Here is a 12237-nt window from a genome sequence, read left to right on the forward strand (position 1 = left end):
AACATGTCACTCTTGCTCGATAAATCGGTCGGTTGCCTGGTCGGCGCCGCGGTCGGAGACGCCCTCGGTGGCGCCACCGAGACGGCGCTGCCCGAGCAGATCCGCGCCCGGTTCGGCGGCTGGGTCGAGGGCATCGTGCCCCCGTACCACGCGGACTGGGCCACCGCGCGGCCGCTCGCGCCGTACCACAAGGGCGACGGGCACATCACCGACGACACGTTGATGACCCACGCCCTGGTCCGCGCCTACGCGGCCAAGCGAGACCACCTCGACGCGTACGACGTGGTGGAGCTGCTGGTCCCCGACCTGATCGAGCGGGTGGTCCACATCCCCGACATGGAGCGGGACGGGGTGACCTTCCACCGGCTCGCGGCCGCCGAGCGGTGGCTGGTCACCCGCCTGCACCACGCCCACGCGGACCCGCGCGAGGCCGGGGTCGGCAACATCGTCAACTGCGGGGCGGCCATGTACATGGCCCCGGTCGGCATCGTCAACGCGGGCGATCCGGCCGGGGCGTACGCCGAGGCGGTGGAGGTCGCCGGGGCGCACCAGCACAGCTACGGGCGGGAGGCCGCCGCCGTCTTCGCGGCCGCGGTCGCCGCGGCGGCGACCCCCGGCGCGAGCGTCGAGGATGTCGTCGCCGCGGCGCTGGACCTGGCCCGCGACGGCACCCAGGCAGCCATCGACGCGGTGGTCAAGGAGGCCCGGGGACACCACGACTGGAAGCCGGCGATCCCGGCGCTGCGGGCCGCGGTCGCCCCCTACGACACGGTGGGGGAGGAGTACCGCAGCCCCGGCCTCGGCGCCCGGCGGCCCAGCCGGCTGCACGCCATCGAGGAGCTGCCGGTGGCGATCGGCATGCTCGTGGTGGCCGGCGGCGAGTTCCGTCCGGCGGTGCTCGGCGCGGTGAACTACGGCCGCGACGCCGACTCCACCGCCACCATGGCCGGCGCCATCGCCGGGGCGCTCGGCGGTTCGGCGGCGGTGCCGGCGGAGTGGGCCGAGACCGTCGCCACCGCCTCCCGGACCGATCTGATCGAGCCGGCCCACGTCCTCGCGGCGGTGGCCGGCGAGGTCTTCGACCGCGACCAGGTCCGGTTCGCCCGGCGGGCCGAGCGCTTCGCCGGGCTGGCCGGTGGCGCGACCCGGGCGCCGAGCGGCGCCGACCGTCGGGACGCGGAGCCGACCCGGTGAGGATCACCTGGGTGCAGCCGGAGGACCTGCTGCCGCACGAGCTGGCGGCCAGCCGGGACGAGGGGCGGGACGTGAGCGCGCTCGCCCAGCGGTGGACGGCAGCCGGCGGGGATCTCACTCCGCCGGTCAGCGGGGCGTCGCCGACCCCGGCGTCACCGGCGCTGCGGGCGCTCGCCGCGCAGCTGCTGGACGCCGCCGACGCGCTGCCCGCCGCCGTCGCCGCCGACGACGAGCCGGACGACCTGGCCGCGATCCGGGCCGGCTGGCCGGCGAGCTGGTCGCTGCCGACCGACGTGTCGTACGACCGGCTGCACGGCGCCTGGCTCGGCCGGGCGGTCGGCTGTCTGCTCGGCAAGCCGGTGGAGAAGATCCCCCGGGAGGGGATCCGGGAGATCCTCACCGCGACCGGCGGATGGCCGCTGCGCGACTGGTTCACCGCGAAGGGCCTGCCGTCCGAGGTGGCCGCCCGCTGGCCGTGGAACCGGCGCAGCGCACCGACCAGTCTCGCCGAGAACATCGACGGCATGCCGGAGGACGACGACCTGAACTACGCGCTGCTGGCGCTGCGCGTGCTGGAGACGCACGGTCGGGACTTCACCAGCGCGGACGTGGCGCAGGCCTGGCTGGACTGGCTGCCCGGCGGGCGGGTGTTCACCGCCGAGCGGGTGGCCTACCGCAACCTGCTGCTCGGGCTGGCCCCGCCGGAGAGCGCGCGTCGGCACAACCCGTTCCGGGAGTGGATCGGCGCGCAGATCCGCACCGACGTGTACGGCTGGGTCAACCCCGGCCGGCCCGACCGGGCCGCCGAGCTGGCCTGGCAGGACGCCACCGTCAGCCACGTGCGCGGCGGGATGCACGGCGCGCTCTGGGCCGCCGCCCTCGCCGCCGCCGCGCCGGTCGCCGCGAGCGTCGAGCAGGTGCTGGACGCCGCCGAGGCGGTGCTGCCGCCGCGCAGCCGCTTCGCCGCCACGGTCCGCGAGGCGCGCGCCCTCGGCGCCGGGGCCGACGACTGGGAACGGGTGGTCGACGAGCTGTACGCCCGACACGGCCACCTGCACTGGGTGCACGTGCGCAACAACGCCGCGCTGGTGGCCGCCGCGCTGGCGTACGGCCGCGGTGACCTGGAGCGGTCGATCACCGCGGTGGTCAGCGGCGGCTGGGACACCGACTCGACCGGCGCGACGGTCGGCGCGGTCACCGGGGCCCTCGCCGGGGCGTCCGGGCTGCCGGCGCGCTGGGTCGCCCCGCTGCGCAACCGGCTGGCCAGCAGCATCGGCGGCTTCGACGGCATCGGCTTCGACGAGTTGGCCGAGCGGACCCGCGCCCTGGCCGGAGCGGGGAAGTGAACGGGTCGCGGCCGTCCGGTGGGTGCCCGCCGGCGGTCGCGAGGCGGATCGAAGGGAGCAGGGGATGAGCGCGCACGTGGTGGTGGTGGGCAGCACCAACCTGGACCTGGTGGTGACGACGCCGCAGCTGCCCCGCCCCGGCGAGACGGTGCTCGGCGAGAACTTCCGGACCGTGCCCGGCGGCAAGGGCGCCAACCAGGCGGTCGCCGCCGCCCGGGCCGGCGCCGCCTGCGACTTCGTGGGCGCGGTCGGCGACGACGCGTTCGGCACGCAGCTGCGGGCGAGCCTGGTCGGGGCGGGGGTCGACGTGCGGGGTCTGCGCACGGTTCCCGGCGCCTCCGGCGTCGCACTGATCGCCGTCGACCGGGACGCGGAGAACTTCATCGTGGTCGCGCCCGGAGCCAACGGCGCGCTCACCGAACTGGACGCCGCCGACCGGTCGGCCATCGCCGCCGCCGACGTACTGCTGCTCCAGCTGGAGGTGCCGCTGTCCACCGTGGTCCGCGCGGCCGGCTGGGCCCGGGCCGAGGGCACCACCGTGGTGCTGAACGCGGCGCCGGCCGCGGTGCTGCCGGCGGAGCTGCTGGAGCTGGTCGACGTGCTGGTGGTCAACGAGCACGAGGCGGCGGTCGTGGCCGGGGTCTTCTCCGCCGACCCGCCGGTGCTGCTCGACGCGCTGCTGGAGCTGGTGCCCCGGGTGGTGCTCACCCTGGGGGCGCGCGGCGCCGCGTACGGCGATCGGCGCGGCCTGCGGCTGACGGTGCCCGCGCCGCGGATCGACGCGGTGGACACCACCGCCGCGGGTGACGCGTTCACCGGCGCGCTCGCCGTCGGCTGGGCCGAGCGCGGCGGCGCCGTCACCGAAGACACCGTCACGGCGAGCCTGCGCTGGGCCTGCGCCGCCGGCGCGGCCTGCGCCCAGCGACCCGGCGCGTCCACCGCCCTGCCCGAGCGGGCCGCCATCGACGCCCTCCACGACGCGACCTACCGAGGTACCCCGTGAGCTTCAACCCCTACGTCCCGCGCCCGATCGACCGGCCGACCGAAGTTCCGCTCGGCGCGCACGCCGACCTGACCACGTTGGACGAGGCGAAAATCTTCGCCGCGCCGAACGACCCGGCGGACTGGCCCGCCTGGCGGGAGCAGCTCGCCCACTGGCGGGCCGACGCCCGGGCCCGGATCGGCTACACCGGCGAGCACTACGACGAGATCGCCGGCGACTGCTTCAGCGTCTGCCTGGCCTGGCTCTGGGACGAGGCGCTCTACGACCACGAGCGCGGCGTCTTCACCGTGGACGAGTTCCTCGACGCTGCCGGGCGGGACTTCGGCGGCTTCGACGGGGTGGTGCTCTGGCACGCCTATCCGGTGATCGGCCTGGACGACCGCAACCAGTTCGACTGGTACCGGGACGTGCCGGAGCTGCCCGAGGTGGTGCGGGCGTTCCAGGAGCGCGGGGTGCGGGTGTTCGTCGACTACAACCCGTGGGACACCGGCACCCGCCGGGAGTCGGGTAGCGACGCCGAGGAGGTCGCCGCGCTGGCCGGCAAGCTCGGCGTCGACGGGGTCTTCCTGGACACCCTCAAGGAGGGTGCCGGAGAGCTGCGCGCCGCGCTGGACGCGGCCCGCCCCGGCCTGGTCCTCGAAGGCGAGAGCCGGGTGCCGCTGGCCCGGATCGCCGACCACGCGATGTCCTGGGCGCAGTGGTTCGCCGACTCCGAGGTTCCCGGTGTGCTGCGGGCCAAGTGGTTCGAACGGCGGCACGTGCTGCACCACACCCGCCGCTGGCACCGCGACCACCTCGACGAGCTGCACTCGGCCTGGCTCAACGGGGTCGGGGTGCTGGTCTGGGAGAGCGTCTTCGGCGTCTGGGTCGGCTGGAACGAGCGGGACCGGGCGGTGCTGCGGGCGATGCGCCGGGTGCAGACCAGCCACGCGGCGTGGTTGCGCGCCGAGGACTGGGTTCCGCTCGCCGACCACCCCGGCTCCGGGCAGGTGTACGCGTCGCGCTGGACCCACGACGGTGAGCCACTGTGGACGGTGGTGAACTCCGGCGGCGACCACGACGGGCCGTGGCTGGTCACCGGGGCGCGGCCGGGCCGGCGCTTCGTCGACCTGGTCACCGGCGTCGAGCTGACCGTGACCGACGTGGGCGACGGCCGTGTGACGGTGGGCGGCCCGCTGCCGGCCGGCGCGATCGCCGCCGTGGCCGTCACCGACGCCGCAGTCGAGCGGCACGAGCCGCCGGTCGGCGATCCGTCCTTCCCGGCCCGCGCCGCGGTGCGCCTCCGCACCCCGTGGGCGCCCCGGCCGCAGCTGCCGGCGGGAATGGTGGCCGTCGACGCCGGCCGGCGGGATCTCGTCGTCCGGCACCGGGTGCGGGAGACCGGGCTCTACGGCGAGACGCCCTACGTCGACGAGTGGAAGCCGCTGCCACCCCGGCTGCACCACACCGGCACCCTGCGCCGCAGCATTTCGCTCGGCCGGTTCGCCATCGCCACCCACGAGGTCACCCACGCCCAGTACGCCGAATTCCTGCGCGCCACCGGCTACCGGCCGGTGCGCCCGGAGCGGTTCACCGCGGGGCGGGGGCCGGCCGACGCGCCGGTGACCGGGGTCGAGCTGGCCGACGCCCGGGCGTACGCGGCGTGGGCCGGGCTGCGGCTGCCCACCGAGGACGAGTGGCAGGTGGCCGCCGAGGCGGGGCTGCTGGCCCGCCGGGAGCCGTTGGTGTGGAACCTGACCGAGAGCGAGCACTCCGACGGGCGTACCCGCTTCGCCATCCTCAAGGGCGGCGCCGCGTACCGCGCCGAGGGCTCCGACTGGTACCTCGACGGCGGCCCGCAGCCGCCGGAGGTCTCGGTGAAGCTGCTGCTCACCGGGGCCGGCCTCACCCGCTCCGACCAGGTCGGCTTCCGCTGCGCGGCCGACCTGCCGACCCCCGAGGAGTGACCTGATGGGCAGACGTTGGCGGATCGGCGGCGGCGTGGCCGCCGTACTCCTCGCGCTGGGACTCGCCGGTGCGGTGCCGGGCGGGGCGAGCGCGGAGCGCCTCCGCGCGGGCACGCTGACCAGCGCCTCCGCGCCGTCCCCGGCGTTGGACGGGACCATCGACTACACCGTCTATCTGCCGTACGGGTACGCCAAGGCGACCGCCACCCGCTACCCGGTGCTGTACCTGCTGCACGGGCGGGGCGACACCATGCAGGCGTGGACCCGGGTGAAGGCCGACCTGGACCGGATGATCGCCGACGGGGAGGTGCCGCCGGTGATCGCGGTGCTGCCCGACGCGCCGTGGAGCAGCCGGGGCAACTGGTACGTCGACTCCGCCTACACCGGCGCGGACGACCCGGGCAGGCCGGTGGAGACCGCGCTCACCCGCGACCTGGTGGCGCACGTCGACGCCACCTACCGCACCGCCGCGCACCGGGGCGCCCGCCTGGTCGGCGGCTACTCGATGGGCGGCGCCGGCGCGCTGCGCTACGCCCTCGCGCACTCCGACCTCTTCGCCAACGCGCTGGTGCTCAGCCCCGCGGTCTACCGGCCGCTGCCGCCGGCCGACTCGTCGGCGCGCGAGTACGGCGCCTTCGGCTCTGGCGCGCAGCGCTTCTCCGACGAGGTCTACCAGCGACTGAACTACCCAGCCCTGCTGCCCGGTCTGGACCCGGAGTCCCCGGTCCGGATGTACGTCGCGGTCGGCGACGACGAGTGGGCCAACCCCGACCCGGCCGACGCCGCGCACGACCTCGACTACGAGGCGGCCACCCTCTACAACACGGTGCGCCGCGCCGACGGGGTCGCCGCCGAGCTGCGGGTGCTCGACGGCGGGCACGACTGGGACGTCTGGCGACCCGCCTTCGTGGACGGGCTGAGGCATCTCGCCGGCACGCTGAGCGTCACCCCGCCGGCCGGGCTGCCCGGGCCGGTGCACGGCAGCGCGGGCACGGACTGGGCCGGCGGCGTCGCCGCCCACCCGGACGGCACGAGCACCATCGGCTACGCCGCGTCCGGGCCGGTCGCCGGCCAGCCGTACGCCGGCGGCCTGGACGCGGTGGTGAGTCGACTCGCCACCGATGGCACGACCACGCGGTGGACGACCCAGTTCGGCACCGCCGCGAACGACCGCCTCTACGGGCTGGTGCCGCTCGCCGACGGCGGGGTCATCACCGCCGGCTACACCCGCGGCGACCTGGACGGAACCCACCCCGGCAGCCCGGCCGACGACGCCTTCGTGACCCGGCTGACCGGGTCCGGGCAGCGGGCCTGGCTGACCCAGGCCGGTGACCCGACGAAGGCGGACCGCTTCTACGCCGTCGCGCCGGCACCGGACGGCGGCGCGTACGTCGCCGGCTACACCAGTGGCTCGTTCGCCGGCGAGACCGGCGCCGGTGACAAGGACGCCGTGCTGGCCCGGATCGGCCCGGACGGGCGGGTCGCCTGGAGCCGGCAGTTCGGCGGGCCCGGCGAGGACAAGGCGTACGCGGTGACCGCCGACGCGCAGGGCGTGTACGTGGCCGGCGGCACCTCGGCCGGCCTGCCGGGCACCACCGCGCTCGGCGGGGCCGACGGCTGGCTGGCCCGCTACGACCCGGCCGGCACCCGCAGCTGGGTGACCTCGGTCGGCGGGCCCGGCGACGACCTGCTCGGCGGCGTCGCGATCGGCACCACCGGCTCGGTGCTGGCCACCGGCTCCACCGGGGGCGAGGCCACCGCCGGCGGCAGCGACGTGCTGACGGTGGCGTACACCCCGGCCGGTCGGCAACGCTGGCGGACCGTGACCGGCGGCCGCGGAGCCGATGCCGGCGCGGAGGTGGTGGCACTGACCGACGGCGCGGTCGCCGTGGTCGGGTTCACCGGCAGCACGCTCGGGCTGCCGGTCGGCGGCGCGGACGTGCTGACCGTGCGGCTCGACGCCCGGGGACGCCAGCTCGGCGTCGCCCAGTACGGCACCGCCCGGGACGACGCGGCCGACCCGTTCGGCGAGGAGAACGTCTACGCGACCCTCGGCGCCGACGGCCGGCTGCTGGTCAGCGGGCTCACCGCCGGAGCGCCGGTGGGCGGCGGCGCCCTCGGCAACGGCGACGTCTTCCTCGCCGCACTCGACCCGACGAAGGGAACGCCGTGACCAGCGCGAATCCGAACGCCCCGGGCCCCTTGGACGGGGTGAAGGTGGTCGACCTGGCCACCCTCTTCGCCGGGCCGCTCGCGGCGGCGTTCCTCGGCGACTTCGGCGCCGACGTGATCAAGGTGGAGCACCCGGTCAAGCCGGACCCGTCGCGCGGGCACGGCCCGGCCAAGGACGGCGTCGGGCTCTGGTGGAAGGTGCTCGGCCGCAACAAGCGGACGGTCACCCTCAACCTCTCCGACCCCGACGGCGCCGCCCTGCTGCGCCAGCTGCTCGCCGACGCCGACGTGCTGGTGGAGAACTTCCGCCCCGGCACCCTGGAGCGGTGGGGGCTCGGCCCGACCGAGCTGCACGCGGTCAACCCGCGGCTGGTCATCACCCGGATCAGCGGGTTCGGGCAGGTCGGGCCGTACGCCCGCCGGCCCGGCTTCGGCACCCTCGCCGAGGCGATGAGCGGCTTCGCCGCGGCCACCGGGGAACCCGACGGCCCACCCACCCTGCCCCCGTTCGGGCTGGCCGACTCGGTGACCGCGCTGGCCGCCGCGTACGCGGTGATGCTGGCCCTGCGGGCCCGGGACGCCACCGGCGCCGGGCAGGTGGTCGACCTCGCCATCATCGAGCCGATCATGGCGATGCTCGGCCCGCAGATCACCTGGTACGACCAGCTCGGCTACATCCAGCCCCGGCTGGGCAACCGGTCCAACAACAACGCACCGCGCAACACCTACCGGTGCGCCGACGGGCGGTGGGTGGCGGTCTCCACCAGCGCGCAGAGCATCGCCGAGCGGGTGCTGACGCTGGTCGGTCGCCCCGAGCTGGTCGCCGAGCCGTGGTTCGCCACCGGCAGCGGCCGGGCCGCGCACGCCGACGAGCTGGACGCGGCGGTGAGCGCCTGGGTGGCGCAGCGGGACCGCGACGAGGTGGTGGCCGCCTTCGAGGCGGCGCAGGCGGCGGTCGCGCCGGTCTACGACGTGCGGGACATCCTCGCCGACCCGCAGTACGCGGCGCTGGGCACCGTGCGCAGCGTGCCGGACGAGGAACTCGGCGAGGTACGGATGCAGAACGTGCCGTTCCGCCTCACCGACACACCGGGCGAGATCCGGCACGCCGGGCGCCAGCACGGCCAGGACACCGACGCGGTCTTCGGCGCGCTCGGGTTGAGCGCCGAGGAGCTGGACTCGCTGCGCGAGCGGGGCGTGCTCTGATGCTGATCAGCTGGCTCTACGTCCCCGGCGACCGGCCGGACCGGTTCGCCAAGGCGGTCGCCTCGGGCGCCGACGCGGTCATTCTCGACCTCGAGGACGCGGTGGTCGCCGGGCGCAAGGCGTACGCCCGGGACGCGGTCGCCGAGTTCCTCGCCGAGGCGCACCCGGTGCCGGTGCAGGTCCGGGTCAACGAGCTGACCGGGTCCGACGTCGACGCCGACCTCACCGCGGTGGCCGGCCGGCCCGGGCTGGGCGGGCTGCGGCTGCCGAAGGTTGAGTCGGCCGCGACGGTCGCGGCGCTCGCCGACCGGGTCGACGCGCCACTGCACCCGCTGGTCGAGTCGGCGCTCGGGCTGGAGGCCGCGTACGCGATCGCGTCCGCCCACCCGGCGGTGGCCTCGCTCGGGCTCGGCGAGGCCGACCTGCGCTCCGATCTCGGGGTGATCGACGACGACGGGCTGGCCTGGGCGCGCGGCCGGGTCGTGGTGGCGGCCCGCGCGGCCGGCCTGGCCCCGCCGGCGATGTCGGTGTACGCCGACGTCGCCGACCTCGACGGCCTGGCCGCCTCCTGTGCGCTGGGCAGGCGGCTCGGCTTCCTCGGCCGCACGGCGATCCACCCGCGCCAGCTACCCGTGATCGTCGAGGCGTTCCGGCCGGCCGAGCGGGAGGTGGCCCGGGCGGTGGAGCTGCTCGCCGCGGTCGCCGACGCGCAGCGGCGGGATTCGGGCACGGTGGTGCTGCCGGACGGCCGGTTCGCCGACCGGGCGATGGTGGCCGCCGCGCAGCGCGTCGTGGACGTGGCCGCCCGCTACGCAGCCTGAGCATCTCACCGGCCCCCGCCGGCGGGCTGCTGGTCGTCGCGGGGGTCACCACCGGCAGCTGACGGGCCGGCGACGTGCGGCGATCGCGGTGCCGGCCCGGCGCTACGCCGGCCGGTCGGCCCCCGGCAGTCGGTCGAGCCGAGTCAGCTCGGCGGTGCCGTCCCGGGCCACGGCGGCGGCCAACGCGGTGGTCGCCGGGTGGGCGCCGGCCTGCTGCTCCGCGCCGGCCATCCGGACCGACTGTGCCAGGTGCGCGCGCAGGTGCCGGGCGACCAGCCGCTCGAACGGTGCACCGGTGGCCGAGCGCAGCGCGGCCAACTCCTCGGCGGTGACCATGCCCGGCATGTCGTGACCCTCGTGCGGGTTGGTCGCCGGCGCCCCGGACTCGGTGAGCAGCCGGCGGGCCCGGGTCAGGTCCGCGCGGTGGGCGGCCTCGACCTGAGCGGCCAACCGTCGCCAGGCCGGGTCGGTCGTCCCGCCCGGCACCAGGTCGAGCACCGGTAGCACCCGTTCGGTCATCGCCACCGTCAGCTGGAGCCAGGCGATGTCGGTGGGGCTGAACGGACCGGTCGGGCTTGCCGTGGGCACGGCCGGTGCTGCGGTCGCCGGCGGCGCGGCGGCGGACGGCGGGGCGGTCCCGGCGGGGTCGGGTGATCCGGCGGCGCAACCGGCGAGGAGCAGCGCCGCGACGAGCAGGGTGGTCGGTGCGGCGACGGACGTTCGCATCCGGCCTCCTTTCCGCCCGGAGGGCGAGCCCGGCGTGACCGGGCCCGCCCTCGGGTGCGAACGTGTGGGCTCAGATCGGTCGGCCGTCGTGCCCGCACTTGATGACCGGGCGGATGCAGTCGTTGACCCGGCGGGCCATCTCCGCCGTCGGCCAGGCGTTGAAGAAGTCGCCGTGCATCGTGTAGCCCGCCCCGGAGGCCAGCCGGAACTGCGCCGGGTTGCCGTTGACCGGGTAGCGCAGCACCTGCCGCAGCTTCGGCACGTGCACCGGGTGCGTCGCCGGGCAGGCCTGGTTCACCGGGTACGCCATGTGGCTCTTGTGATCCGGCGAGTCCAGGTCCCGGCCGTTCCAGCACTGCGGGAAGTCCAGGTACGACTCCATCATGGTGCCGGCCGGGCAGGTGACGAAGTCCTTCGACGGGGGAACCTGACCGGCGTGGAGGCAGGACCAGCGGGCGATGCTCTCGCTCGGCCCGGTGGCCCGGGCGTTGCCGGCGACGATCCGCAGTCCCTGCGGGATCGGCTGAGTGTTCGCGACGACGTCGGCGCGTACGCCCTCGCCCAGGTAGTAGAACGTGGCGATGGCGGGCTCCACCGGCACGTTGTTGTTGTAGAGCGTCGGCACCCAGTACGACGAGACGTCCACCCGCGGGTTGCAGGTGGTCGGCGAGCGCACCAGGTCGGGGAGCGTGGTGTGGGCGTTGGTCACCGTGGCGCCGAAGAAGCTGTGCATGTGCGAGGCACCGGGCAGCCCGGGGTAGATGATCGGGTCGTCCGGCAGTCGGTGGCTGTACGTGCAGTCGGCGGGGAACTCCGCGACGCGGATGACGTTCGGGCCCGGGTCGGCGTCGGCCCGGGTGGTGGTGGACGCGACGTACGTGGCGAGGAGTGCCAGCACGGCGCCGATCGCCATGGCGAGGCGCAGCCGGCGGCGGGTGCCGGATAGGGGTGCGGCCCTGTCCATCTCGTGACTCCTGTCGGGGTACGGGTCAGGGACACCTCCGGCGTCGCCGCCGAAGACGTCGGAGATCCCTGGCCAGACTGGTGGTGGGGGCTGTGCCCGGTGTGAGAGAGCGCTCTCACGTCCAGAGTCACCTTGATGTCGACAGTTGTCAATACATGCCCGGTTGGTGCGAATGACGACTCACCCGCGTCGCGGGGCGGGCCGCGCGATCGACTCGGGCCCCGTCGAGGTCGCGGTATGCGGGCGCCGGGGACACCCCGACATCACGGAACCCGAGTGGATCAGCCCCTCGCGAGGCGGGCGGGCGGATGATCGACTCCAGTTCGCTGACATGGCGGTATCGCCGCGAGCCGGATACCCCCGTTTCGGCGACCTGGAGTCGGTCATCCTGACGCCCACCGGCCCGCCCGGTCGTCGCCCGGATCCCGATTGCGCCGGGTGCCCGGTTCGTGGGCTGCCCGGTTGGACGCGGGTGTCCGGGTTCGGCGCGCCGTGTCCCGTGGTCGGGACCACCCGGGTGGCGGAATCATGGCCGGGCCCGGGTCGTTGAACATGGTGTGCCGCGCGGCCTCGCCGCCGGCCCCGGGGACCAACCCCGCCGGGAATGACCGGCCGCTCGGGTTGGTTGACTACCCGGTACCGCGGGCCTGAGAGCCCGCCGGGAATGACCGGCCGCTGGGTTCGGTTGACTACCCGGTACCGCGCAAGACCCGGGCCCCGCCGGAATGGCTGGCCGGCCCGCACGGTTACATCCCCCCGGGACACCCCGAGCAGGTCACCACGATCGCCGGGACCCCTTCTTGCTTACGGGCATTGCGCGCCCCCCTTATGCGCGTGTCCGTGCACCTGACACCCCCGA

9 protein-coding genes are annotated in these 12237 nt (G+C 75.6%); 7 read left to right on the forward strand and 2 right to left on the reverse strand.

Translation table 11 applies throughout. The annotated features are described in order from the left end of the window. The first annotated feature begins 3 nt into the window (after positions 1-3). The 7 genes from ACIBBA_RS31765 (at position 4) to ACIBBA_RS31795 (ending at position 9688) form a co-directional block, all read left to right on the forward strand. The gene (locus tag ACIBBA_RS31765) at positions 4-1194 is read left to right on the forward strand and encodes an ADP-ribosylglycohydrolase family protein (protein WP_396702320.1); all 1191 of its coding nucleotides are present in this window, start codon (positions 4-6) and stop codon (positions 1192-1194) included. Further along, positions 1191-2540, forward strand: coding sequence for an ADP-ribosylglycohydrolase family protein (locus tag ACIBBA_RS31770; RefSeq protein WP_396702322.1), 1350 nt, complete (start codon positions 1191-1193; stop codon positions 2538-2540). The genes ACIBBA_RS31765 and ACIBBA_RS31770 overlap by 4 nt, the downstream gene beginning before the upstream one ends. A gap of 64 nt (positions 2541-2604) precedes the next feature. Beyond that, positions 2605-3543, forward strand: coding sequence for a ribokinase (locus ACIBBA_RS31775; protein WP_396702324.1), 939 nt, complete (start codon positions 2605-2607; stop codon positions 3541-3543). Continuing rightward, positions 3540-5489: an SUMF1/EgtB/PvdO family nonheme iron enzyme gene (locus ACIBBA_RS31780; protein ID WP_396702326.1), complete on the forward strand. Its 1950-nt coding sequence runs from the start codon at positions 3540-3542 to the stop codon at positions 5487-5489. Before ACIBBA_RS31775 ends, ACIBBA_RS31780 begins: the two co-directional genes overlap by 4 nt. Before the next feature lie 4 nt (positions 5490-5493). After that, positions 5494-7662: an alpha/beta hydrolase gene (locus ACIBBA_RS31785; protein WP_396702328.1), complete on the forward strand. Its 2169-nt coding sequence runs from the start codon at positions 5494-5496 to the stop codon at positions 7660-7662. Next, on the forward strand, positions 7659-8867 hold the full coding sequence (locus ACIBBA_RS31790; protein WP_396702330.1) for a CaiB/BaiF CoA transferase family protein: 1209 nt from the start codon (positions 7659-7661) through the stop codon (positions 8865-8867). Before ACIBBA_RS31785 ends, ACIBBA_RS31790 begins: the two co-directional genes overlap by 4 nt. Continuing rightward, positions 8867-9688: an HpcH/HpaI aldolase/citrate lyase family protein gene (locus ACIBBA_RS31795; RefSeq protein WP_396702332.1), complete on the forward strand. Its 822-nt coding sequence runs from the start codon at positions 8867-8869 to the stop codon at positions 9686-9688. The genes ACIBBA_RS31790 and ACIBBA_RS31795 overlap by 1 nt, the downstream gene beginning before the upstream one ends. 102 nt (positions 9689-9790) lie before the next feature. Here ACIBBA_RS31795 and ACIBBA_RS31800 read toward each other — a convergent pair whose 3' ends face one another. Beyond that, complete coding sequence (locus ACIBBA_RS31800; RefSeq protein ID WP_396702334.1) at positions 9791-10414, reverse strand: DUF305 domain-containing protein; 624 nt, start codon at positions 10412-10414, stop codon at positions 9791-9793. Positions 10415-10484: 70 nt separating this feature from the next. Beyond that, a complete protein-coding gene (locus ACIBBA_RS31805) occupies positions 10485-11378 on the reverse strand; it encodes a DUF1996 domain-containing protein (protein ID WP_396702336.1) in 894 nt (297 codons plus the stop codon). Positions 11379-12237: the final 859 nt, after the last annotated feature.

It is taken from the genome of Micromonospora sp. NPDC051006, assembly GCF_044456245.1.
Taxonomy (GTDB): domain Bacteria; phylum Actinomycetota; class Actinomycetes; order Mycobacteriales; family Micromonosporaceae; genus Micromonospora.

Bases quoted from the DNA above. Each gene is read 5' to 3' on its own strand.
- ACIBBA_RS31805 (WP_396702336.1), bottom strand. From the start codon at position 11,378: ATGGACAGGGCCGCACCCCTATCCGGCACCCGCCGCCGGCTGCGCCTC.
- ACIBBA_RS31800 (WP_396702334.1), bottom strand. From the start codon at position 10,414: ATGCGAACGTCCGTCGCCGCACCGACCACCCTGCTCGTCGCGGCGCTG.
- ACIBBA_RS31785 (WP_396702328.1), top strand. From the start codon at position 5,494: ATGGGCAGACGTTGGCGGATCGGCGGCGGCGTGGCCGCCGTACTCCTC.
- ACIBBA_RS31775 (WP_396702324.1), top strand. From the start codon at position 2,605: ATGAGCGCGCACGTGGTGGTGGTGGGCAGCACCAACCTGGACCTGGTG.
- ACIBBA_RS31795 (WP_396702332.1), top strand. From the start codon at position 8,867: ATGCTGATCAGCTGGCTCTACGTCCCCGGCGACCGGCCGGACCGGTTC.
- ACIBBA_RS31765 (WP_396702320.1), top strand. From the start codon at position 4: ATGTCACTCTTGCTCGATAAATCGGTCGGTTGCCTGGTCGGCGCCGCG.